The sequence below is a fragment of the Nonomuraea sp. B5E05 genome, from assembly GCF_039880665.1.
In the GTDB taxonomy this organism is placed as follows: domain Bacteria; phylum Actinomycetota; class Actinomycetes; order Streptosporangiales; family Streptosporangiaceae; genus Nonomuraea.
Genome location: NZ_JBDPMJ010000025.1, coordinates 1 through 23,410, shown reverse-complemented (window position 1 = coordinate 23,410; position 23,410 = coordinate 1). Strand labels below are relative to the sequence as shown.

Below are 23,410 nucleotides of genomic sequence, written 5' to 3'. Positions count from 1 at the left end.
AATCCGCAGTCGCCCCCTCTGCTCTACGATCTGCGCCGGTGGACATTCGTCATGAAATAGCGGGGTGGACCACCGGCGGCGGCGCGGCCCCAAGCGAACCAGTTGATTCCTACACGATCTCTACGGACGGCTCCATTGCCGTCACGGTGTGGAGCTACGGCGCGACGCTCGTCGAGGTCCTGGTGGAGGACAACATGGGTCACCCCGCCAATGTGGTCAAGCGGTTGCCCGACCTCGCCGCCTACGAGAACCGGGCCCTGAACGCCTACGTCGGATGCACGATGGGCCGGTTCTGCCGTTGCGTCGCCGAGGGACGGTTCGTGCTCGACGGCGTCGAGTACACGCTCGACCGCAACGAAGGGCTCCATCACGTGCACGGCGGACCGGACGGCTTCGACCGGAGGGTGTGGCGCTCGCGGGTCGAGGAGACCCAGGACGAGATCTCGGTGGTGTTCCTGCTCATCAGCCCGGACGGGGACCAGGGCTACCCGGGCGAGGTCGCGGTGGAGGCGGCGTACCGGCTGCACGAATCGGGGCGGCTGACCTTCGAATACACCGCCACCACCACGGCGCCCACCATCGTGGGCCTCACCAACCACGCGTTCTGGAACCTCGCCGGCGAAGGCACGATCGACGATCACGTGCTCGCCGTGAACGCCGCGCGGGTCCTGCGGTTCGACGACGAACTGATCCCCATGGGGGGAGAGCTCAGCCCGGTCGCGGGCGGCCCACTCGACTTCCGCGTGCCACGACGGCTCGGCTCCACCCGGGTGGACAACTACCTGGTGCTGGACGGCGATCGGAGCTGGACGGCGGAACTACGTGACCCGCGGAGCGGGCGCCGGATGCGGGTCACCACCGACCAGCCGGGCTTCGGTGTCTACTCCGGCGACTGGCTCGCCGAACCGCGAACCGGGCTCTGCCTGGCGGCGAGCGCGTGGCCGGACGCGCCCAACCTGCCGCGGGCGCCCAGCGTGCGCCTGGACCCGGGCACGACCTATGCCCACCGCACGCTGCACGAGTTCCCGCCGGCCGTCGGGACGGCATGAGGCGGGGGCCTTCTCGTCCGGAGACCCTGGCCAACGTCCTGAGGCGGACACCCGCCGCTCATTCGTAGCGCAAGGTGATCGTCTTGGGACGCTGGTACTCGGTGAGCGCCAGCACGCTCAGATCCGTGCCATGGCCGGAGCGCCGACGGCCGCCGTGCGGGAGTTCCGCGGTCTGTTCGAGGTGGCAGTTGATCCAGACCTCCCCCGCGTCGAGGCGGGTGGCGACGGCCATCGCCTCACCTGCCTGGCCACCCCACACGCTGGCGGCCAGCGCCAACTCGCTGCTGTTGGCCAGGCGGACGGCGTCCGCTACGCCCGCCGCGGCCTGCACCGTCAGCACGGGCCCGAACACCTCCTCGACCACGGCCGGGTCGTCCTCCTCCACATCGGCCAGGATCTGTCCCGGCCGCCAGAACCCGCCGGCCTCCCCGTCCGCCACCTCGACCTTGGCGACATGCCGGACGCGGGCGGTGCTGCTGTCGATGACGCGGTCGAACCGGGCCAGCTGGCCGGCGTTGTTCAACGGTCCGAAGTCGATTCCGGCGCGCCGGGCCGACATCGCCTCCGCCAGGCGCTCCACCGTCTCGTCGTGGTTCTCCGCCAGCGTGATCACCCGGGCCGGTGCCGCGCAGCTCTGGCCGGCGTTGTAGACGCAGGCCGCGACGATCGCGTCGTAGCTGTACTCCGGCGCACCGGGCAGGACCACGACCGGGCAGTTGCCGCCGAGTTCCAGGCTGACGCGGCGAAGACCGGCCCTGGCCACCACGTCCAGCCCGCCCGCCTGGCTGCCGGTGAAGGCGACGGCGTCGACGGCGCTCCCGACGAGCAGCCGGCCGGTGTCGCGGTCGCCGGGCAGAGCCGTCAGCACGCCGGGGCCCAGAGTCTCGGCCGCGTGCGCCGCCAGCAGCAAGGCGCTGTCGGGCGTGGTCTCCGCGGGCTTGAGCACCACGGTGTTGCCTGCCGCGAGCGCGGGCCCGATCCGCCACGCGGCCATGAGAAGCGGATAGTTCCACGGGACTATCGCCGCGACGACCCCCAGCGGTTCCCACCGGACCCAGCTCTCCCGTCCGGGGAGGCGCTCGCCGCTCGCCGGGGTCAGCTCCGCCCTGACGGCGCCCGCGTAGAACCGCAGCACCTCGGCGCTCGCGGCGATCTCCAGCATGGCCTCGTCCCGCGGCTTGCCCGTGCCCGCCAGCTCAGCGCGGCCGTAACTCTCGGCCGACGACTCCACGAGATCGGCCAGGGCGAGGAGGCGCCGGGCGCGGTGCGCCGGAACCTGCCCTGCCCAACCCGGCAGGGCCCGGCGGGCGGCGGCCACGGCGGCGGTGACCTCGCCCTCGTCGCCGCGCGGTGCCTCCCCGCGTACGGTGCCGGTGCGGGGGTCGACCAGCTGGGTCACGCTCAACATGGCCGGGAGCATAACCGCGATCACGCGCGGCGGGCAGTGTGTGCCAGGAACGGCGATCGCGCCGCCTACGAGGAGGTGTGGGCGGCCAGATCACCCGCGTCGGCGGACGGCCGGTCGACGTGCCTTCGGACGGCCCAGACACTGGGCAGCAGCAGCCCGGCCAGCCTGGTCAGGACGAGCGTGCCCGCCGCCACCGCCAGGACGGTCGTGACGCCGGCGTGGGCACCAAGGCTGCCGGCCACGGCGTACCCGATGGGGCGCAGAGCGAACGACCCCATCCAGTCGTAGGACGAAACGCGGGCCAGAACCTGGGGGGCGAGCTGCTGCTGGAGCGTGGTGAACCACAGCGCGTCCGGGAGCGTCATCGCCAGGCCGCCGGCTATGGCGGCCATGATCAGCACCGGTAGCGGTGCGTCGAGAACGAAGGCGACGAACAGCGGCACCGCCAGCAGTTCGACCACTCTGGCCGTCACGATCGGCCGGCGCGGCTTCACGTGCAAGGCCGTGACGTCCCCCACCGCCTGCCCCACGCTGATGCCCGCCACGACGGCGCTCCAGGTCAGGACTCCCCGGTCGTTTCCCACCATCGAGGTCGGCCCGAGCACGAAGAGGATCGCGGTGGTGAGGTGGGTGAACATGAACGCCACGATGCTCGACCAGACCCAGCCCCGGCTGGTGACTTCGCGCAGTCCCTCGGCCAGCTGCCCGAGGAACGACGAGCCGTCGGTGGCGGACGGCGTGTTGTCGACGCGCAGCCGCCTCAGGAACATCGCCGCCACCACGAACGACGCACCATCGATGAGGAGGGCCCACCCCGCGCTCGCCGAGACCACGAGGAGCCCGGCCAGCAGGGGGCCCAGGCTGCCGGACAGGCTGGTGGCGAGCGACAGCAGCGCATTCGCCTTCTGCAACAGCCCTTTCGGTACGGTCTGCGCGGTCAGGGCTCCGGTGGACGGCAGGAAGAATGCCATGGCGGTGCCGTACAGGATCTGCAGCGGGATGGCCGCCTCCACCCTGAACGTGCCGGTGATGAGCATGACGGCCAGCGCGCCCTGTGTCATGGCGCAGACCAGGTTGCTGACCATCATGACTTTCTGGCGCGGCAGCCGGTCGGCCCAGACACCGCCGACGAGCAACATCACCACCGTCGGGACGCCGCCCGCCGCCAGGACGGCGCCCAGCATCGCCGGGGAGCCGGTCGCGTCGAGGACGCCCAGCGACAACGCGACCGGGCTGAGCGTGCTGCCGACCATCGAGATCGCGTGGGCGGTGAACTGCCGGCGGAAAGCGGTGATTCGCAGGGGCGCAAGAGAGGCTCGCACCGCCGTCCTCATGAGTTCTCCCTTTCCTCCTGGATCGATGGGCAGACCCGCCCCATCCAGGGGTCGCGGATCAGACCGTCGGCTTCGAACAGCCGTGCGACACCGGCGAACACGTCGCGTAGACACCGGTCGAACGTGTCCTGGTCCTCGGCGAACACGGTGAAGTTGGCCATGCGATATCCATGAGCCGAGCGTGGTTCGCCCTGCTTGGCCACCTCGTCCACCCCGACGACGCCGGGTAGCCGCCGGATGTCACCGCGGCCGACGTCGGCGCGCACCAGCCCGTCCCGTTGCGGGAACGGCATGAAGAGGCCGGCCGCGTACCCGGTGGCAAGCGGTACGTCGGCGGGCAACCGGATTCCGGCGGCGGCCGCGAGGGCGCACCGCACCAGGTCCGGCCCGCCGGTGAGCCGGAGCAGCCGGTTGAGGTGACCGCCGACACGCCCGTTGACCTCGATGATCTCCACGTCGTCGCCCATGATCCACAGCTCGGTGTGTGTCACGCGCCAGCGCACGCCGAGCGCGTCGAGAGCCGCGTCAACCCGGCGCAGCGCCTTCTCCCGCAGATCGGCGCCGAGCCGGGAGGGGGTCAGGTCACCTGTCGTGGCAATGGAGTCTCCGCCGTCCTGCCCGGCCCGGCGGACCAGCGAGATCGGCGTCTTGTCGAACATCGCGACGTGGTGGCGGGCGCCCGCGTGGCTGACGGTCTCCACCGAGGTGAAGTCACTCAGCCAGGGAATCCCGGTCGGGTGGCCGGTGGCGGCGATCATCGTCTCCACCAGGTGCCCCGTCCACTGCCGCCGCGTGGCGAGCTGGTAGGCGACGTCCTCACCGTCTTCGATGAAGGCGATGCCCCGGCCGCTCGCCCCTCGGCGTGGCTTCAGCACGCATGGCCCCGCCAGTACGTCGCAGGCGGCGACGAAGTCGTCCGCCGACTCCACCGGCAACGCGGTCACCCGCGATATCCCGGACCGGGCGAGGACCTGCCGCTGCACCAGCTTGTCCCACGCCGACGCGAGGGCGGGGGCGGTGCGCAGGCCGAGGTCCGCCGCGATCCGGTCGCAGTGGTCCAGTTCGGCGTCGTGGAAGGTCACGACGCCGTCCAGGCGCAGCGCCCTGCCGTGGTCCTCTCCCGGGGGGAGCACGCGCACCTCGAAGATGCGCTCGGCCGCCGCGACGAGCTCCGGGTGCGCGGCCGCGACCGGTGCCCGGACGAGCAGCACCACGTCGCACAGGCCACGTGCGGCGGCGAAGATGTCGTGCAGCCCTGCCGCTCCGTGCGGCGCGTGCAGCACGCCGACACGAGGGCGCGGCGCCGCGGCACGACCGGCCCGCTCGGCGGCGGAGGACGTGACGGCCGGGTCAGGAACCGTCGTCATGCGTACTTGGCCGCCACGAAGGCGGTGATGGCGTCGATCGAACCGAAATGCTCCGGCAGCAACTCGTCGTCGCGCACCTCGACGGTGAAGCTGCTCTCCAGGAAGTCGACCAGACTGTAGATGCCCAGCGAGTCGAGCACGCCGTCCAGCAGGGGATGGTCTCCGGCAAGGTCATCACCCGCCATCCCCTGACCGGGTCCGCTGAGAAGGTACGCCCGCACCTTGGCCTCGATGTCCGCCGTCGTTGTCGTGCCCGTCATTTCGCTCCTCACTTGGTGCTACGCGCTCATCAGCCGAGGGCCTCGGCCGCAGATCGATGGTTCGTACGCGACGCGGCCTCGTCCCGGCCACGGGCGGAGACGCGCGCCGCGCGAGGCCGAGGTGGCTGTAGACCGCATCGCTGACGGCTCGCCAGATGCGTTTCCCGACCACCCGGCCGGGCAGCCCGTTGCCGTTGAACGACACCACCAGCTCGTGTGCCGGGTCGGCGAAGGCCATGGGGGACCCGTGCCCCTGATGGCCGAAGGTGCCGAGCGAGGTGTGCGAGCCGAAGTACGCGTACGGTTCTCCGTGCCGGCGGCTCTCGAGCGTGAGACCGAGACCGAAGTCGATCAACGGGGCCTCCTCGAAAAAGCTCGGTCGTTGCGGCCGTACCATCTCCGCCGCGGTCCCCGCGCTCAGCACGTCGCCGTCGTGGCCGGCGGCACGGAGGCGAAGCAGCTCGTAGAAGCGGCCCACGCCGCGTGCGCTCGCCCACAGCCCGGCGCCCGGATCGACAGAACGGTGGAACGTTCCGCTCGCGAGGATGTCCTGGATCGCCGCGCCCTCGGCCGCGTCACCGTCGTGCACGTAGTGGGCCGACCGCCTGGTGCGGTACGAGGTGAGCCGGGCGCCGAGCGAGTCGAGTTGCGCCTGCGTGAAGCCGTAATAGCTCTCGATGCCCAGTGGCGCGCAGATCTTCTCGGCCACGTAGGTGTCGAAGGAGCGTCCCGCGACGCGTCTGACCACTTCTGACAGGAGGATCCAGCTCAACGTGGACGATGAGTACGACGGCTGGCGCCCTGGCCTGTCGTCCGGGTGCAGACGTGCCCCGAGGACTGTGCGCAACGCCGGCCCGTAGTCGACGCTGAACGCCGACGTCACACCGTCCGGATCCGCGACGATCAACCGGCCCGCGGAGTGCGTCAGCAGGTGCCGGCACGTGATCTCCTCCGCCCTCCCCCGGCCGAATCCGGGCACGTAATCGCGTACGGGGGCGTCGAGGTCGAGCAGGCCGGCGTCCCACAGCCGGCACACCGCGGCCGCGAGGAACGGTTTGCCGCCGCTGAACCACACGAGCAGGTCGTCGACGTCGATCGGTGAGCCGTCGTCCCGGATGCCGGCGGCGAGGTCGCAGACGACCTCGCCCGCCACGGAGACGTAGAGTTGCACGCCGAGGTGGCGGGCGGGCCCCAGGGCAGCGGCGACGGCCTCGGTCAGGGTGTCCACCGCGGCTCCTTCGTGACCGGCACCGAGCGCTCCGCCAGTGACCGTCGGTCGATCTTGCCGGTGGACGTCCTGGGAAGGTTCCCGACGAACGTGAACGTCACGGGGATCATGTGCTTCGGGAGCCGGTAGGCGCAGAAGCCGATCAGCGCGGGGAGCGTCACCTCCCGCCGGGTCACCACGTACGCGTGCAGAACGTTGGTGACCAGCTCGTCGGGAACCGCCACGACGGCACACTCGATGACGTCGGCGTTCTGGTCGATGACTTTCTCGACCTCGCCTAGCTCGATGCGGTAGCCCCGGCTCTTGACCTGGCTGTCTCTGCGCCCGAGGAACCGGTACTGGCCGTCTCCGAGCCGGACCACGAGATCGCCGGTGCGGTAGACGGGGTGCGGCAGGCCGGGCCGGATCGGGTGCGGAACCAGCGCGGCCGCGGTGCGGTCGGCGTCGCCCCAGTAGCCCTGCATCACGGTCGGACCGCGGACCACCAGTTCGCCGGCCTCACCGACGGCCGCCTCGAGGCCGTCATCGGTGACCGCGAGCACCTCCACGCCGTCGATCGCGCCTCCGATGGGGAGCTCGTTCACGGCCTCGGCCCGGTCCTCGGTCAGTGGCGGCACGTCGTACCACGTACAGACGTTGGTCTCGGTCGGGCCGTACAGATTGCAGAAGCGCGCGTGCGGCAGCAGGGCCATCAACCGCCGTAGATGTTTGATCGGGAAGACCTCTCCGGCGAAGAGGACCACGCGCAGGCTCGGGAGATCCCCCACGGTGAGACCGCCCCGGGTGGCGAGCATGGTCAGGGCGGAGGGCACCGAGTACCAGACGCTGATCTCCTTGTCGGCGATCAGCCGGGCCAGCAGCGCGGGGAAGGCCATGGTCCGGCCGCGCACCAGCACCACCGCCGCGCCGGCGCGTGCCGCCGCGAAGACGTCGAAGATCGACAGGTCGAAGTGCAGCGGCGCGTGGCTGGACACCCGGTCACCCGCGTGGACGCCGAACGTCCTGACCGCCCACTCCACGAAGGTGGCGCCGTTGAGGTGGGACAACATCACGCCCTTCGGCGACGCGGTCGATCCGGAGGTGTAGAGGATGTACGCCAGGTCGAAGCAGGTGGAACGCTCGGGCGGCGGCCCTGTGGGCTGCGCGCGGACGACGTCGGCGGCGATGGCCGTCATGCCCTCGACAAGCGGCGGCGTGGGTGCGTCGATCACTATCAGGGTGGTGAGGGGCGCCCCCGTGCGCTTGAGTTCGGGCCAGCGCGCCCCCAACCGGGATTCCGTCACCAAGCAGGTGACCGCGCAGTCGGCGAGGATGGCGCCGAGCCGCGCCGGCGGGCCGTCCGAATCGAGAGGCACGTAGGCGCACCCGGCCTTGAGAACGGCGTAGAGACCGACGAACGACTCGATGGACTTGTCGAGGTACAGGCCGATCCGGTCGCCACGCGACGCGCCCGCCACGAGGAGCGTGCGCGCGAGCTGATTGGCCCGCTCGTCCAGCTCCTGGTACGTGATCACGCGGTCGCCGTCGACGACCGCGACGGCGTCGGGCGCGCGTCGCGCGGACTCCTCCAGCATCTGGTGCAACAGCGCGCTCATAGCCCGAGACTCCTGGCGACGATGTTGCGCTGGATGTCGGACGTCCCCGAGTAGAGAGGTGCCGCCAGGGCGTCGCGAACCTGGCGTTCCAGTCCCTGCTCGGTGAGGTAGCCGGACCCGCCGTGAATCTGGTACGCGTCCATGCTCGTCTGGACGAGCGCCTCGCTGAGATGCAGTTTGACCAGCGCTGAGGCGCCGGGAAGGCGGCGTACGCCGGTCAGCGACCAGGCCACGTGGTACAACAGCAGCCGGCTGGTCTCCAGCCGCAGTTTCATGTCGACCACCTTGTGCGCCACCGCCTGGAACCGCCCGATCGGAGCATCGAACCGTTCGTGGCGGCTCGCGTAGGAGAGGCAGCGTTCGAGCAGGTGGCGCATGGTTCCCACGGCGCTCGCCAGAATGCAGGCGCGCTCCCACTCCATGGCGACGGTGAAGACGGACATCCCCGCGCCCACCGGCCCGAGCCGCGCCTCGTCCGGCACCCAGCACTCCGACAGGGTGACCGCGCCCATCGGCGCGGTACGCAGGCCCATCTTCTGCACGGGTGGGCCCGTGCGCAGCCCGGGAGTGGCGTGGTCGACCAGGAACGCCGAGAACGAGCCGGGGCCGTCGGCCGGATCGGTACGGGCGATGACCACCAGAACGTCCGCGACAGGTGCGTTCGTCACGAACACCTTGTCCCCGTTGAGCACGTATCCGCCGTCGCGGGCCTCCGCCGTGGTCTGGATGTTGTACGCGTCGGAGCCGGATCCGGCCTCCGTCATCGCCAGTGCTCCGACGAGTGAGCCGTCGCACAGGCCGGCGAGGTAACGCTCCTTCTGCTGCTCGCCGCCGAAGGCGAGCAGCGGTGTGACACAACCCCACAGGTGCGCGTTGAGGGCGAAGAGCAGGCCGTTGTCGCGGCAGGCGTACCCCAGCTCCTCCAGAGCTCCGACGATGGTGAGCCGGTCACGACCTCCGCCGCCGTGCTCGACGGGAACGGGCAGTCCGAGGATGCCGAAGCGGGCGCACCGCTGCCAGCCCTCTCGCCAGAAAACGCCCTTGGTGTCGCGCTCCGCGAGATCGTCGGCGGCCAGGCTCTCACGCGCGAAGTTGCTCACGGAGGCGAGATAGTCCTGCTGCGCGGCAGACCATCGGAAGTCCATCCCGAGACTCCTCCTCACCCGTGCCGCTGGGGGGTGTAGCCGCGGGCGACCAGCTCGTCTCCGATGAGCCGGTCGTAGGAGCCGTAGCCGGGGGTCGTCACGCCGGGCCAGACGTTGAAGGGCAGGGTGAAGGTGGCCGCCTCGCACCGGGCCCGCGCGGGGAAGGAACCGCGGATCTGGCGGCCGGTGTCGCGGAAGACGACGCCGCCCAGTTGCACGGCGTCCGCCGCCCGGTACTGGAAGATGAGGCCCCGTCTCGGACGGCCGCTCGGGTTCGGGCTGGACGAGTGCAGCGCCAGGCAGTGGTGGATGCTGATGCCCCCGGCGGGCACCTCGACCAGGGCGATCCGGCTCTCGTCCGCCCACATCTCCGGCGTCTGGCAGCTCGCCAGGAACGTGCCCTTGCCGTCGGTGTGATCGAGCAGACCGGCCTTGTGGCTTCCCCTGACGATCCGCATGCAGCCGTTGTCCACCGTGGTGTCGTCCAGATAGATGAACGCCGCCACCAGGTCGGTGTTGCTGTGGGGCAGGAACGCGAAGTCCTGGTGCCAGCGCACCCCGCCCTTTCCCGCCTCCCTGGGGGTCGCGGCGAGCTTGGAGTGGTGCAACTGGATGTGCTCACCGATGATCGACGCGACAGCGTCCAGCACGCCGGCATGGGTGGCGAAGTCCCACAAAAGGGGTTCGGAGCAGGCGATGTCATAGTCGTGCACCGTCCGTTCCGCACCGCCCTGCTCCAGCCGGCTCTGCTGCACGCTGGGGCTCTCCGCCACCTCTCGCAGCACGGCCAGCTCGTCGCGGCTGAGCACGTCGGGCACGACGACGAAGCCTTCCTCGTCGAACTGCGCCGTCTGCTCGATGGACAACCTGTGTGATGTCACGGTTCTCTCCTTTCTTCTTCGGCGGCCGGGGCTACTCGGCGGCCGGCGGGGACAGCAGGCGCCGCAGCTGCGGTCGCAGGATCTTTCCTGTGGCGGTCCGCGGGACGGCGTCCACGATCTCGAAACGACGCGGCACCACCGCGCCCGCGAAAGCGGTCAGCAGATGCGCGCGAAGGTCCGGCCGCTCGTCGCGGTCGAGCACGACCGCCGCGACGATCTCGTCGCCGACGAAGCGCCGCGGCACGCACGCGCACGCGGCGTCCCGCACGCCGGGCACGGCCCGCAGCGCCCGTTCCATCTCCTCGAGCGACACCGTCTCGCCACCGACCTTGGCGATGTTCTTGGTACGCCCGGTGATCCGGAAATATCGGTAACCGGTGTCGGTGTCCATCTCTTCGAAACCGAGGTCCTGCGAGTGGAACCAGCCACCGCGGAACGCCTCCGCGGTGGCGTCGGCGTTGCCGGCGTAGCCGCTCATGACGTTGTGCCCGCGCATGCAGAGTTCGCCCACCTCGCCGGGTGCGGCGCGGCTGCCGTCCTCCCGCAGCACCGCCACCTCGTTGCCGGCTATCGCCACGCCGACCGAGGGGATGTCGGCGTCCAGGACGAGCCGTCGGTAGGCGTCCTCGGAGACGTCGCGTGGCATGGTCGTGGAGAAGTTGGTCGTCTCGGTCAGCCCGTAGCCCTGGAGGATGCGCGCACCCAGCCTGGTCAGCACGTCCCGTGCGGTGCCGGAGTCGAGGGGCGCGGCCGCCGAGACGAAATACTCGAAGCTCGAGGGCAGACTCGGTCCGCGCCACAACTCCGCGAGACCGTCGAGCAGGCTGGGCACGACGCTGGCGATGCGGGGCCGGTGGCGCCGCAGCAGATCCGGATACTCGAACGGGTCGAAGGCCTGTGTCTGCACGAGGTGCGCGCCGGCCACGAGGGCCGCGAGCACCGTCAGGTGCAGCCCGTTCACGTGGTGGACGGGGAGGCAGCCGAGGATCCGGTCGCCCGGCCGGAGCCCGTGGTGCAGGCCCACACCGACCGCGTTGACGATGGCGTTGTAGTGCGACTGCGCCACGAGTTTGGACGACGCCGTGGAGCCGGAGGTGCCGAAGTACAACGCGTCGGCGGCGGGGTCGTCCGGTTCATGAGAGGTGGTGCCCGGCTCCGGAAGCCGAGACGGCACCGGGAGGACGATCGCCTCGGGAAACGCGGTGACCGACGCCGCACGCAGAACGGTACGCGCCCCGATCGCGGTGACCTGCTCGCGCAGCCGGCTCGGCGGATCAGCGGGGTTGAGCAGCAGCACCGGGCATCGGAGCCGCAGCATGGCGAGGATCGCGATGATCGAGTGCGGCTCGTTGAGAGGCAGCAGGGCCAGCGTTTCCCCGCGGGTCACCCCCACGTCGTGGCGTAGCCATCCGGCGACACGCGAGGACAACTCCTCGGCCTGGCCGTACGACAGGGTGATCTCGCCGCCGTCGCGCCCGATCGAGGTGAGGAAGGGCGCCGCCCCGCGTACCCGCGCGTGCTCGGCGAGACGTGAGCTCACCGAGCCGGGAACAGCCCAGGGCGGGCCGTAACGCATGCCCCGGTATGTGCGGGCAAGGTGAAGATCCGTCAGCTCCGCGGTCATCCCAGTTCGCCTCGCACTCTCGCCACGTACGTCCGGACCCGTTCCTCATCGATGCCGCTCCCCCAGCCGTCGCGTTCCCAGCAGGTGCCGACGAAGGCCCCGTCCGCCGCGGCGAGCAGGCGTGCGGCATTGTCGTGGTCGGTGTGCCCGGCCAGGATGACGGGCAGTTCCGGGGCCACGGCCCGCACCTCCGCGATCTTGGCGAGGGCCGTCTCCGCGTCCGGATGGCAGAGGGCCACCGCGTCCGCGCCGGCCGTTCTCGCGTGTCGCGCCACGCGCCCGACCGGCAGTTCCTCGCCGTACCAGCGGAAGTGCATCGAGTCGATGTCCGCGATCACCTTCACGTCCCACGCGTCGATCTTGCGGCGGTATTCCATGACCTCCAGCGGGTTCGCCTGGACCATGCCCTGCGGGCTCAGGGTGGTGCCGACCAGAGCCCCGAGCCGGACGAACGAACCCCCGGCCACCTTCGCCACCGCGAGCGAGGCGCGGGCCGCGTTGCGCATGATCTGCACCCCGACGGGGAAGTCGTCTCCGACCGTCCGCCGGATCTCGGCCACCACGATCCCCATCGCGGTCGTCCGAGCGGGGTCGCACTCGTCGGCCACGCCGTAGACCCGGTCCGCCGTCTGCACGTGACATCCGTCGGCACCACCCGCGCGCAGTGCGAGCGCCGACCGCACCGCCGTGTCGATCGCCTCCCGCAACGACGCCGGCGTGGCGAACGGGGTGCCGGGCAGGGGCGGCAGATGGATCATCCCCAGGAGCAGCTTGCCGCCTGTGAGCCTCATCGTGACGCCTCCACCAGGCCGGTGGACGCGACGAGACCGGACTCGCGCCTCGCGAGATACGCGTGGATGCGGTCGAGCGCCAGCGACTGCTCGCGCCAGTTACGCGAGGTGGTCACCCGGCCGAAGCCGCCGGAGAAGCAGAAGGTGAGCACCCCTGGGAAGACCGAGACCCCGGTCTCCCGGAGGAGATCACGAAAGCACAGGTAGGAATCGTTCCATCCGTGGAACTCCGCCACCGCGTTGATCGAATATCGCGGCACGTGCACCACCGCTCCCGCCTCGGCCAGGCGGGAGACCGTCGCGTCGCGCAGGATCCCCAGCGACTCCTCCCGCTCGCCGCGGTCACGGCGGTAGGACTGGTAGGCGGCGTCGAGGCCGCCGGCGCTGAGCCCGTAGTGAGGCTCGAAGCCGTCCAGCTGGGCCGCGCCGACCTCCTCGACGTTCGTGATCAGCCAGTGCTCCATCCTGGCCAGGACCTCGACGACGGTGTAGAAGAACGACGGCGGCCCGCCGAAGGTCGTCGACGCGTACTCGTAGTACTCGTCGATGAAGGCGGCGTCGGCAGTGATCCAACCCACCTTCAGACCCGGAGCCGACCAGGTCTTGGACAGGCTGGACACCCGGATCACGTTGGGGGCGGCGCGTCGGGCGCTCGCCGTCCGCGCGGGTCCCAGCCATTCATGACACTCATCCAGGATGATCATCGTCGTCGGGGCCGCCGCCGCGATCAGCCGCGCCAGCTCCTCCTCACACACCATCGCGCCCGTCGGGTTCCCCGCCGTCTGCAGGAGCACCAGCGGTGTCGAAGGCGTCAGCGCGGCGATGAGCGGCTCGAGCGAGACCAGCCCGTCGACCGAGGGCAGCGGGACCAGCGTGACCGCCTGCCGCCGGGCCACGGTCTCGACCAGCGGCGGGTAGTTCGGGGTGGCGCACAGCGCGGGCTCCCGAGGGTCACCGGCGTTCAGGATGAAGTCGGCCAGGGTGCTCACGGCGAAGGTCGCGCCGATCGTGAGCGCGATCTCACCCGCCGTGTACGGCTCCCCCTCGATCCGCGCGTTCTCGTACTCGGCGACGGCCTGGCGCGCCGATGCCCGGCCCCGGGAGTCGGAGTATCCGTACCAGTCCTGGTCCAGGGCGTACCGGATGCACTCCTTGAGCGATTCGGGCAGCCCCCAGTGCCGTTCCTCGACCGACCCGCTGGACATGACCAGGTTGTCCGGGGAGGCGAACTCACCGTAGAGGTCGTCACGGAAGTAGGCGTTGAACAGCTCCTTGACGAACCGTACGGTGGCCCTCGACCGCAGCACTTCCTCGACCGTGACGTCCCGCACGGGCCGCGCCGCCCGCCACCGCTCCGCCAGCCCTGGGCGGGTGCCGGCGGCGCCGAGTTCGTGCTCCACCCGGCCGAGCCAGAGGTCGCGCAGTTCCATGGCGTCGTCGGGACGCCGGGCCCGGCGGAACACGTCCAGGACCCGATCGTCTACGGCGGGCGCGAACGACAGGCTCTCCGTTTCCCGCATGCGAGCCCGCCAGGACGCCGCCACGGCGTCTTCCGGCACCGTGATAGAGCGGCGCGCGGGCAGCCGGGAAAAGAGCTGCACTTCATCTCCAATCGTCGACGCATGGTGCGTGTGGACCTGAGGCAGGGTGTACGGCACGGCGAGCCGGGACCAGCGGAATGCGATTGCGCACGCTGTCTCTTCGCGGGCCGGGTATGCATTCGGAGTCGTGCGACGAGCGCCGATCTTCATCCGGCACCGGAATCTCACGTGGAAAAGGCGATGCTCGGCCGCCCCCGACGGCGTGAGAGCCGATCACCACGACGATTTTTCGTCGGAAATGCGGGGGGCGACGGGCTCCTGGCTAATCGACGAACTCCATCCGGTGTTCGGAGTCTATGGGCATATGGGGCACGCCGAATGCGAGTATCTCGAACGCCTCCCTGGCCTTGGGGTTCGTCTTCACCCCGTGCGCGAACCGGGCCGGCACGTACACGGTGTCCCCCTGCGCCATCTCGTAGTCGACGCCGTCCACGTGAATGAAGCCGTGGGAGCGGAGAACGTACAGGATGTGCGCACCCGGATGGGTGTGCAGGGCGAATTCGGATCCTGACTGCATGATGATCCGGTCCACGCCGATTTCCACGCCCGGTTTCAACAGCTCGCTGACCCCGGCTACGCCGAGGATTCCCGGCAGGACCGATCCGTCCGAGCCGAGCAGCTTCACCTCCGACCCGGTGAACACATTCTGGATGTGCTGAGTTGCCTCGAATTCGCGGCTCACGAATCAGCCTCCCGTGATCGGTATACCCGTGTTCGATGGTTAAAAGACTTACCGCAGGACGACGTACGGCGTCGATATGTGCACGGGCGCCGGCAATTCCAGTCAGTGAAATGGCGTGCGCGGTGAGGCCCTCGGCTCTGTTTCGTTTGACTGCGCTCGCCGAGCGCATCACTGTGCAGCAATGGTTCTTGAAGCGATGAGTGTCGTCGCGGCCAACGCCGGCGACAGCTGCGATCCAGACGTCATGGCCCGATCACTGGGGGCGATGGTCGACGCCGGCGCCTTCGGCGCTTGGCTGCCCCGCGAGGACCGGCAGCCGGGCACCCCCGAAGTCGACGGCTTCGCCACGATCGAGCGCTACGCCGAATGCGATCTGGCCGCCGCCTTCGTCCTCAGCCAGCACCCCATGTTCGTGGAGACCGCCTTGAGGAGCGGCAACGACGTCCTGGTCGCCGACGTCGCGCCGCTCGTCCGTGGCGAGGGCATCTCCGCGGTCGGGTTCAGCGACATGCGGCGGGGGCGGTCACCCGAGGTCCTGGTGCGGAACGGCGAGGTCGTGCTGACCGGCTCGGTCAGCCGGATCAGCGGCACGCCCTGGGCGTCGTGGCTGCTCGTGGGGGCCATCGACCGCAGCGGGAGCACCGACGAAGTGATCTTCGCGTTCATCGAGCTCGACCGGGGCAACAAGAGCAAGATTGCCTACAGTCCGCGGGAGGAAGCGGCCGGGCTGACGGCCAGCGACACGCGCACAGCCGTGCTCGACGGCGTGCGCGTCCCGCTCTCCCACGTCACCGGCCGCCGGCCGCTCCTCGCGTGGCTGGCCGACGATCACAAGCGCATCGTGAACGTCAAACCCTTCCACTACGGCTACGGCCGGCGGCTGCTGACGCTGATCGAGGGATTCGGCGACGGCGCGACGGCCCGGCGGCTGCGGTTGAGCCTGGAGCGCAACCGGGCCGAGGCGTTGAAACTGCAGGCGGCCGTCGGCACGCGCCGGAGTCGCGAGCGCATGGTGCTGCGGCTGCGCTGTTACGCCATCCTTCGCGAGATCGCCGAGGCGTACGCGGGCTGCCACGGGGCGACCGCGGGCGCACCGTCCCCCGACCTGGTGGCCCGTACGGTCCGCATCCTGGAGTTTCCCGCCACCAACCGGTACATCCAGCAACAGGCGGCATTGTTCTTCTCCGACCCTCGGTGGCGGGCCGAGGAGATGCCGGAATTCGACGCCTCCGAGATGCTCGCGAGCATTTCCTGACGGTCGTCCGCACGACTGCGGATATTCCTCAGTCGAAGGGCACTGCCTGGGCGGATCGCCGGAAGGCATCGAGTGAGCCGGGGAAGGCCGGCGGGTCACCGTCGAAGGCCCGCCGGCCCAGCCGTCGCGCGACCTGAGCCGCCAGGGACGCGGCGAAGACGTGGTAGAGCAGGGGCGAGAACTCCTCGCGGATGTCGGCGGCGACAGGAACGGCCTGACGCGATCCGATCCCGGCGGTCGGGCCGGTCACCCCGATCACGTGGCGGCCCAGTTCCTGCGCGGCGACGGCGACGGCGCGCGCATGCTCGAAGGAGCGGCCTGGCGGAGCGAGCACCACGAGCGGCGCTCCGGCCGGCCGGAATCTGCGCTCCACGTGCCACCATTCGTCGAGGTCCTGAGCGACCGCCGTCATCCCGGCCGTCTCGACGAGTTTGGCCGCGACGAACTGGGCCGTGCCGTGGCTCGGCCCGCCGCCCGTCACCAGGACGGCCTGCCACCCGGCGACCACCTCAGCGACGTCCGCGGAGACCGCGCGCGCGGTCCGGGCCGTGGCGGCCACATGCTCCGGGAGCATCTCGAGCTCGGCGAGGGCGCCGTCGAGCCGCGCCGGCCCCAGCTCCGCGGCGAGCAGCAGCATGGCCAGCAGCGTGGCCTGATAGGTGCGTACCCCGGGGGAGCTCTCCAGCTCCCGCAGCGGCAGTGCGACGCCGTGCTCGGCCGCGTCCGCCACCGGGCCGGTGAGGTCACCGGTGAGCGCGACGGTGAGAGCGCCCGCGCGTCGCGCCGTCCCGAGCGCTGCCGCCACCACCGGCGTGCGGCCCGAGGCTGACGCGCCGACGACGACGGCCGGTGCCCGGCGGAAGGCCGGCGCGGCCACGTCGTAGTCGAGAAACCGTCGCGCGCTCACTGCCTCGCAGGCGACTTCTCCCATGCTCTGATAGCTCATCCGGGCGGCGTTGGCGGCGTGGAACGAGTCGCCGCATCCCACGAGGTAGACCGGACCGTGCGGTTTTGAGCGCAGGTCCGCCGCGACGGCGCGCACCTGCTCACCGACCGTCGGGATGAGCGTGTGCAGATCGTCGGCGAGCCCTTCGGACTGCCGGAAGAGAACATCGATGTCGATGGGTGCCACCATCGGCGGCCACCTCCGTGATCCGAGTCGAAGCCGCGGCCGGTCTTCAGCCGGCGTCCGAGATCATCAATTCCTCGACGTGCTGCGCGAGATCGTTCCAGTCACCAGCGAAGCGGCGCGCCAGCCGGACCACCGCCGGGAGGCAGTGCGGAGGGATCGCCGAGACGGTGTTCTGCCACGACGACTCGTCCACGACAGGATGCCCGTGCAGCCACCGCAGCAGGGTACGGCCCGCGTCGGTGTACCGCAGCGACGGATCACGCATGAGATGGGAGAGGGTTCGCCGCGGATCGGGATCCACCTCGTTCGTGCCGCCCGCGCCGGGACGCGGCGCCCGCCCGGCGATGGTCTCGATCGAGCCGCCCGACTTCAGGTGCCGGCGGATGACGCTCACTGTCGAGGTGGACAGGCCGGTGAGCTCGGCGATCTCTCGCAGGGGCGCGCCGGGCCGTTCGGTCACCAGTCGCGCGGCGAGTCGGCGGTGTTCGGCGCCGTCGACGGCCCGGACGCGCCCGTCCCGTCCCACCCGCGCGGTGGGCTGCGGCAGGTCGTCGAGGGTCCTTCTCAGCGAGCCGACCGTCTTGCCGGAGAGTCCGACCAGCTCGGCGATCGCGCGGTCGGACTTGTCCGGACAGATCCTGAGCAACCGTTCGGCCCCGGACTTCCGGTCCTGCAAGGTGAGGGGCAGCCCATGAGCGATGTTGGCGGTGAGCGACCGGATATAGGCCTCCGTGCCGCTCTCGTCGAGCACCACCGCCAGGATGTGCGACTCCCCCCGCAGCCGGACGGCGCGCACGCGGTGCATGCCGTCGATCACATGCATCGAGCGCTGCACCAGGATCGGCGGCAGCGGCGTCGGCGACTCTGCCAGCACCCGTACGTGGTCCTCGTCGACACCGCCCGACCTGGGATAGTGTGGCGCCGGCATCAGCATGTCCAGCGGGACCAGCCTGGTGTCGTTCGCCCGGGTAATACTGTCGTCGATGCGGTCAGCCGCCATCGTGAGCACACGTCCTCCACTTCGTTCGGCATCGTCGGGACCGAGCCGTTCACTCCCGCAGTGCACGGCAGGGCCTCCGGCGCCTCGGCGGCGTCGGCCCTGCCCGGCACCCCAGGTGCGGAAGTCGTGAACGGCGACGAACATCTCCGTCGTGGAGTTCAACCCCTGCGTTCCATTCGAGCGAGCGGTTCTTGCGAGCCGGCCGCAGCCGACAGAATCACAGATTCCCCACGTCTAACAACAACGATCTGCGTGTCGAGGCGAAACCGGAACGCCGTCGAACATTTCCGCCATGCGCCTTGTCTTTATGTCAGCAGGATCCCCACTCGCATTCACCTGCCTGCACGCTGGTCGGCTCCTGCTGGTGGGCGTCGACGTACGCGGCGGCCCCCGCAACGAGGCCGGCACCCACCGACAGTGCCAGCACGAAAGTCATGAGCTTGCTTTTGATCACCGAGATCACCTCCCATATTCGCGATCACGAGTATGGTGCCGAAACCCGATTTCAGTTCGTTTACAGCGCATCTAAATCGCCTCTCCTTACGCTGTTCAGCAACTCGTCGCGGAGGGCAGCACACGGGTAAGGAGCATGCATGGTTCGCCAGGACGAAACCGGTACGCCGGCCATTCGCATCCTCGGGCCCTTGCAGGTCGTCATCGCGAGACGCGAGATGACCGTGCCCGGGCGCAACGGCCCATGGCTGCTGGCCGGGCTGTCCCTCGGCGGCGGCCGTCCGGTGCCGGACGACCAGCTGATCGAGTGGGTGTGGGGCCCGGGCGGCGCGAGCGTGGGCGCGCTGCGCACGGGGGTTTCCCGCATCCGGACCTGGCTGCGCGACCAGACGTCACTGCCCGACGTCATCGAGCTGACCTGTCACGGCTACCGGCTCGACCTCGAGCGGGTCCGGCTGGACGCGGCGCGGTTCCTCGAGCTGGCCAGGGCGGCGGAGGCCCGGCACGACCCGGCCGACCGGCTCGATCTGCTCCAGCTCGCCATGGCGGAGTGGCGGGCGCCGGTGCTGCTCGGCGCCCCCGAGAGACTGTGCGCCGGTCCGGAGGTCAACCGGCTGGAGACGGCCAGACTGGCGACCGTGATCGAATTGGCGGATCTGGCGCTGCTCCTCGACCGTGCTGAAGAGGCCGTCCATCACCTGACGAACGTGGCCGAGCTCCATCCCTATGACGAGCGCCTGCACACGCGCCTCATCGCCGTGCTGGGCGCATCCGGGCGGCGTGCACAGGCCCTGCGCTGGTTCGAGGCCACCAGAAGAAGGCTCGCCGACGAGCTCGGGGTCGATCCCTCCCCCGAGCTCCGTGACGTTCACGCCGCGCTGCTGGCGGAGGAGGCCCGCGCCGGCGCCCCGCGGAAGAGCGCCCGCACGACGCCGAACATGCTCCCGCCGGACGTGAGCGACTACACGGGGCGTGAGATCCTCCGGCGGAACCTGCGGCAGCACCTGTGCGACGCGCGCAGGACGACCGCGTCGATCGTGACCGTCTCGGGCATGGGCGGCATCGGCAAGACCGCACTCGCCCTGCACCTGGCGTACGAGGTGCACGCTCGGTTCCCCGACGGGCAGCTGTACATGGACCTGCACGGCACCGGGAGCCCGGGCGAGCCGATCGCGCCCGCCGAAGTGCTCAGCCGGTTCCTGCGCTGCCTGAACGTGAGCGGCGACGCCATCCCTCCGACCCTCGACGAGCGCGCGGAACTGTTCCGCACGCTGGTGTCGGACCGCCGCACACTGATCATCCTGGACAACGCCGCGGACGCGACCCAGGTGATGCCGCTTCTTCCCGGAAGCCCGTCCTGTGCCGTCGTCATCACGAGCCGCAGATCCTTGGGGCTCCCCGTGGCCCGGCAGGTCGACCTCGACGTGCTCAGCCCGTCGCAGGCCTCCTCGTTGCTGGAAAGGATCGTGGGCCGGGAACGGCTCGATCGAGATCCCGCCGCGGCCCAGGAGCTGCTGTCTCTGTGCGGCCACCTCCCGCTCGCCCTGCGCATCGCCGGGGCCCGGCTCGCGGCGAAGAGGCACTGGACCGTCGCCATGCTCGTCGCCCATCTCCACGATGAGCGGCACAGGCTCGACGAGCTCGCCCACGGGGCGTTGCACGTACGCGCCGTCTTCGCGCTCAGTTACCTGGGCCTGGAGGAGGAGGAACAGCGCGCCTTCCGGCGGCTCGGCCTCATCGAGGTCACCAGTTTCCCGTCATGGATGGCCGCCGCGCTCCTCGACGTCGACATCCAGGAAGCCGACAGGCTGCTGGAAACCCTGGTCGACGCCCAGCTACTCCAGGTCGCCGCGAGCGACCCCGCAGGGCGCATCCGCTACCGCTTCCACGACCTGGTGCGGCTGTTCTCGCGGGAGGCCGCCGAGGCCGAGGACCCCGCCCAGGTGCGCGCCGACGCCGTCGAACGCCTGCTGGGCGCCCTGCTGTCGGTCAGCAGGGCCGCATACAGCGCGCTGTACGGCGGCGAGCACCAGATCGTACGCGGCGCCTCCGCACGTTGGAACCCGCCCACCCCCTACCTGCACGACCTGGTGCGCGATCCGGTGGACTGGTTCGAGACGGAGCGGCTGACCATCGTCCACGGCGTACGGCTGGCCGCGAGCGCCGGCCACCAGGACCTCTCGTGGGACCTGGCCTGCGCGACGGCGATCTTCTTCTCGCTCCGCAAGTACCTCGACGACCTGGAGACGACACTCGGCATCGCCCACGCCGCGGCCGAGCAGGCCGGCGACGTCCGGGGCATGGCCGCCGTGCTGCACCGTCGTGGCATGCTCCACTCGGACAAGGCGCTCTACGACCTGGCCACGGCCGACTTCGAGCGCTCCCTTGAGCTGTTCCTGTCGGCCGGCGACGTGCACGGCAGCGGCATCGCCCGCGCCTATCTGGCCATGGTCGACCGCTTCGTGGGCCGCCCCGACCAGGCCATGGCCCGCTACGAGCGGGCGTTGGAAGAGCTGAGAGCCGCGGGCGACGCGGGCACCGAAGCCTATGTCCTGCGCTGTGTCGCCCAGATCCAGCTGGGCGACGACGAGCTCCGGCTCGCCCGCGTCAACTTCGAGGCCGCGCTGGCGATCTACGAGCCGCTGAACGCGCAGCGCGGCCTCGCCCAGACGCTCTACTGGCTGGGCACTCTCGAACTGCGCGAGAAGAGGTACGACCGGGCCGGCGACGCCTTCGCCAGGACGCTGGACCACGTACGCGCGATCGGTGACCGCGTGGGAGAGGCGCTGGCGCTGCACGGCCTGGGAGTGTCGAACCTGGGGAAGGGGCTTCTGGACAAGGCGGAGGACCCCCTCATCAGGGCCGTGCACATCACCAGGAGCGTCAAGAGCCGGCTCAACGAGGTCCGGGCCAGGACCTCGCTCGGCGAGTTCTACCAGGCGGTCGGGCGTGTCCCGGAAGCCGTCGCCGAGTTCGAGACCGCGGTGGCGATCGCGAGGGACATCGGGGCCAGGCCCCTCGAGGAACAAGCCGCGCGCCTCCTCGACGAATGCACGGGCTGACTTCCCCGTGCCGGCGGCCGGTCGGTCTCCCCTTCTACGACTACTCCATCCGCGTCGAGGCGGACACCCGTTACTCCGGGTGGGGCCGCCGGGCGGCGGTGCTCCTGCCGCCCCCCTCGTATGTCGCCGCGTCCTGCGGCGGGCCACCCCTGCCGATCATCAAGGAGTACATCGGGAATCAGAAGCGGCCAGGCTGAGCCACCCGCACAGACCGGCTGTCAGAGCACCGCTCGGGCCTGGAGGTCCACCAGCTCCTCGCGCAGCCCGTGCCGGACGTCCCGCTGCCCATCAGCAACCAGCTGTGAGCCGCCGCCCGCGAGCGTCGCCGGGTCAGGGCCCGCACAGCTCGGCGAAGCGCCGGGCGTCGACGTTGCCGCCCGAGATGACGACGCCGACCCGGCCGAGCGGCTGCTCCACGCGCCCCGCGAGCAGGGCCGCCAGGCCGCCGGCGCCGCTCGGCTCGACGACGATCTTCAGGCGTTCGAAGGCGAAGCGCATGGCCTGGCGGATCTCGTCGTCGGTGACCAGCGCGACGGCCTCGACCAGGCGCTGGTTGATCGAGAAGGTCAGCTCGCCCGGCGTGGACACGGCCTGGCCGTCGGCGATGGTACGCGGCACGTCGATGGTGACGCGCCGGCCCGCCTCCAGGGAACGTTTGGTGTCGTCACCGGCCTCCGGCTCGACGCCGATCACGCGGATGCCCGGGTGCAGGCCCTTGGCGGCGGTGGCGCAACCGGCGATCAGCCCGCCGCCGCCCACCGGGGCGAGGAGCAGGTCGAGCCGCCCGGCGTCCTCCAGCAGTTCGAGGGCCGCCGTGCCCTGACCGGCGATCACGTGCGGGTGGTCGTAGGGCGGGATCAGGGCCAGGCCCCGCTCGGCGGCGAGCTCCGCGCTGAGCGCGGTGCGGTCACCGGTGTAGCGGTCGTAGGTGACGATCTCGGCGCCGTAGCCGGCGGTCGCCTCCATCTTCGACGGCGGGGCGTCCTCGGGCATGAGGACCACCGCGGTGGTGCCGAGCTTCCTGGCGGCCAGGGCGACGGCCTGGGCGTGGTTGCCCGAGGAGTAGGCCGCGACGCCCTTGACCAGCTGCTCGCGCGGCAGGCGGGAGGCGGCGTTGTAGGCGCCGCGGAACTTGAACGCGCCCACGCGCTGGAAGTTCTCGCACTTCAGGAACACCTCGGCGCCCACCAGCCGATCCAGGGTCCGCGAACGCAGCACCGGGGTGCGGTGCGTGACGCCCTCGATCCTGGCCGCGGCGTCGCGGACGTCGTCCAGGGTGACCGGGGGAATGGACGTCATCAGATACCTCCGTGGAAACCCCCGCCTTCAGGCGGGGGAGGAATCGGACCCCTGCGGAGCAGGACAGGGGCAGCCGATTCGCCGTCAGGCGAACCGGCGTATCGAACACACACGCGTCCCTTAGCTGATCGTGGGGTAGCATGTGAGGCGTGGCGCAGATCGTGAAGCGGGCCTACAAGTACCGCTTCTACCCGACCCCCGAGCAAGCCTCCGAGCTTGCCCGGACGTTCGGCTGTGTCCGCCT

General features: G+C 70.5%; 21 protein-coding genes. 5 read left to right on the top strand and 16 right to left on the bottom strand.

Annotation, left to right across the window (positions count from 1 at the left end):
- Window positions 1-38: 38 nt before the first annotated feature.
- Window positions 39-1,049: an aldose epimerase family protein gene (locus tag ABGB01_RS35215; protein WP_347777895.1), complete on the top strand. Its 1,011-nt coding sequence runs from the start codon at window positions 39-41 to the stop codon at window positions 1,047-1,049.
- A 58-nt stretch (window positions 1,050-1,107) separates the two neighbouring features.
- On the opposite strand, the gene ABGB01_RS35210 is transcribed toward ABGB01_RS35215, so the two are convergent.
- The 12 genes from ABGB01_RS35210 to ABGB01_RS35155 form a co-directional block, all read right to left on the bottom strand.
- Window positions 1,108-2,457, bottom strand: coding sequence for an aldehyde dehydrogenase family protein (locus ABGB01_RS35210; protein ID WP_347777894.1), 1,350 nt, complete (start codon window positions 2,455-2,457; stop codon window positions 1,108-1,110).
- Window positions 2,458-2,522: 65 nt separating this feature from the next.
- Window positions 2,523-3,791 carry an MFS transporter gene (locus ABGB01_RS35205; protein WP_347777893.1) on the bottom strand — a complete coding sequence of 423 codons (1,269 nt, stop codon included), beginning with the start codon at window positions 3,789-3,791 and terminating at the stop codon, window positions 2,523-2,525.
- Window positions 3,788-5,158 (bottom strand): hypothetical protein, encoded by a 1,371-nt coding sequence (locus ABGB01_RS35200; RefSeq protein WP_347777892.1) that lies wholly within the window; start codon window positions 5,156-5,158, stop codon window positions 3,788-3,790. The genes ABGB01_RS35205 and ABGB01_RS35200 overlap by 4 nt, the downstream gene beginning before the upstream one ends.
- Entirely contained in the window at window positions 5,155-5,343 is a 189-nt protein-coding gene (locus ABGB01_RS35195; RefSeq protein ID WP_347777891.1) for an acyl carrier protein, read from the bottom strand. Before ABGB01_RS35195 ends, ABGB01_RS35200 begins: the two co-directional genes overlap by 4 nt.
- Entirely contained in the window at window positions 5,333-6,646 is a 1,314-nt protein-coding gene (locus tag ABGB01_RS35190) for a serine hydrolase domain-containing protein (protein WP_347777890.1), read from the bottom strand. The genes ABGB01_RS35195 and ABGB01_RS35190 overlap by 11 nt, the downstream gene beginning before the upstream one ends.
- Entirely contained in the window at window positions 6,634-8,241 is a 1,608-nt protein-coding gene (locus ABGB01_RS35185) for an amino acid adenylation domain-containing protein (RefSeq protein WP_347777889.1), read from the bottom strand. The genes ABGB01_RS35190 and ABGB01_RS35185 overlap by 13 nt, the downstream gene beginning before the upstream one ends.
- The gene (locus tag ABGB01_RS35180; protein WP_347777888.1) at window positions 8,238-9,386 is read right to left on the bottom strand and encodes an acyl-CoA dehydrogenase family protein; all 1,149 of its coding nucleotides are present in this window, start codon (window positions 9,384-9,386) and stop codon (window positions 8,238-8,240) included. The genes ABGB01_RS35185 and ABGB01_RS35180 overlap by 4 nt, the downstream gene beginning before the upstream one ends.
- A 14-nt stretch (window positions 9,387-9,400) precedes the next feature.
- Window positions 9,401-10,267, bottom strand: coding sequence for a phytanoyl-CoA dioxygenase family protein (locus ABGB01_RS35175; RefSeq protein WP_347777887.1), 867 nt, complete (start codon window positions 10,265-10,267; stop codon window positions 9,401-9,403).
- A gap of 31 nt (window positions 10,268-10,298) precedes the next feature.
- Window positions 10,299-11,807, bottom strand: coding sequence for a class I adenylate-forming enzyme family protein (locus ABGB01_RS35170; RefSeq protein WP_347777886.1), 1,509 nt, complete (start codon window positions 11,805-11,807; stop codon window positions 10,299-10,301).
- A gap of 80 nt (window positions 11,808-11,887) precedes the next feature.
- A complete protein-coding gene (locus tag ABGB01_RS35165; RefSeq protein WP_347777885.1) occupies window positions 11,888-12,682 on the bottom strand; it encodes a BtpA/SgcQ family protein in 795 nt (264 codons plus the stop codon).
- Window positions 12,679-14,283, bottom strand: a complete 1,605-nt coding sequence (locus ABGB01_RS35160; RefSeq protein WP_347777884.1) for a pyridoxal phosphate-dependent aminotransferase — start codon at window positions 14,281-14,283, stop codon at window positions 12,679-12,681. The genes ABGB01_RS35165 and ABGB01_RS35160 overlap by 4 nt, the downstream gene beginning before the upstream one ends.
- Before the next feature lie 262 nt (window positions 14,284-14,545).
- Window positions 14,546-14,965 (bottom strand): cupin domain-containing protein, encoded by a 420-nt coding sequence (locus tag ABGB01_RS35155; RefSeq protein ID WP_347777883.1) that lies wholly within the window; start codon window positions 14,963-14,965, stop codon window positions 14,546-14,548.
- A gap of 196 nt (window positions 14,966-15,161) precedes the next feature.
- Between ABGB01_RS35155 and ABGB01_RS35150 the strand changes: the two genes are divergently transcribed.
- A complete protein-coding gene (locus ABGB01_RS35150) occupies window positions 15,162-16,220 on the top strand; it encodes an acyl-CoA dehydrogenase family protein (protein WP_347777882.1) in 1,059 nt (352 codons plus the stop codon).
- A gap of 28 nt (window positions 16,221-16,248) precedes the next feature.
- On the opposite strand, the gene ABGB01_RS35145 is transcribed toward ABGB01_RS35150, so the two are convergent.
- The 3 genes from ABGB01_RS35145 to ABGB01_RS35135 all read right to left on the bottom strand — a co-directional run bounded on the left by ABGB01_RS35145 (window position 16,249) and on the right by ABGB01_RS35135 (window position 18,806).
- On the bottom strand, window positions 16,249-17,355 hold the full coding sequence (locus ABGB01_RS35145) for an SIS domain-containing protein (protein ID WP_347777881.1): 1,107 nt from the start codon (window positions 17,353-17,355) through the stop codon (window positions 16,249-16,251).
- A 43-nt stretch (window positions 17,356-17,398) separates the two neighbouring features.
- Window positions 17,399-18,352 (bottom strand): ParB/RepB/Spo0J family partition protein, encoded by a 954-nt coding sequence (locus tag ABGB01_RS35140; protein ID WP_347778006.1) that lies wholly within the window; start codon window positions 18,350-18,352, stop codon window positions 17,399-17,401.
- Between the two features lie 310 nt (window positions 18,353-18,662).
- Complete coding sequence (locus ABGB01_RS35135) at window positions 18,663-18,806, bottom strand: hypothetical protein (protein WP_347777880.1); 144 nt, start codon at window positions 18,804-18,806, stop codon at window positions 18,663-18,665.
- A 139-nt stretch (window positions 18,807-18,945) separates the two neighbouring features.
- Between ABGB01_RS35135 and ABGB01_RS35130 the strand changes: the two genes are divergently transcribed.
- On the top strand, window positions 18,946-21,867 hold the full coding sequence (locus ABGB01_RS35130; protein WP_347777879.1) for a BTAD domain-containing putative transcriptional regulator: 2,922 nt from the start codon (window positions 18,946-18,948) through the stop codon (window positions 21,865-21,867).
- Window positions 21,855-22,064 carry a hypothetical protein gene (locus ABGB01_RS35125; protein ID WP_347777878.1) on the top strand — a complete coding sequence of 70 codons (210 nt, stop codon included), beginning with the start codon at window positions 21,855-21,857 and terminating at the stop codon, window positions 22,062-22,064. Before ABGB01_RS35130 ends, ABGB01_RS35125 begins: the two co-directional genes overlap by 13 nt.
- A gap of 133 nt (window positions 22,065-22,197) precedes the next feature.
- Here the strand turns inward: ABGB01_RS35125 and ABGB01_RS35120 are convergent, their stop codons facing one another.
- The gene (locus tag ABGB01_RS35120) at window positions 22,198-23,166 is read right to left on the bottom strand and encodes a threo-3-hydroxy-L-aspartate ammonia-lyase (RefSeq protein ID WP_347777877.1); all 969 of its coding nucleotides are present in this window, start codon (window positions 23,164-23,166) and stop codon (window positions 22,198-22,200) included.
- Between the two features lie 149 nt (window positions 23,167-23,315).
- On the opposite strand from ABGB01_RS35120, the gene ABGB01_RS35115 reads away from it, so the two are divergent.
- Window positions 23,316-23,410, top strand: a 95-nt coding sequence (locus tag ABGB01_RS35115) for a helix-turn-helix domain-containing protein (protein ID WP_347778005.1), incomplete at its 3' end; no start/stop codon positions are given.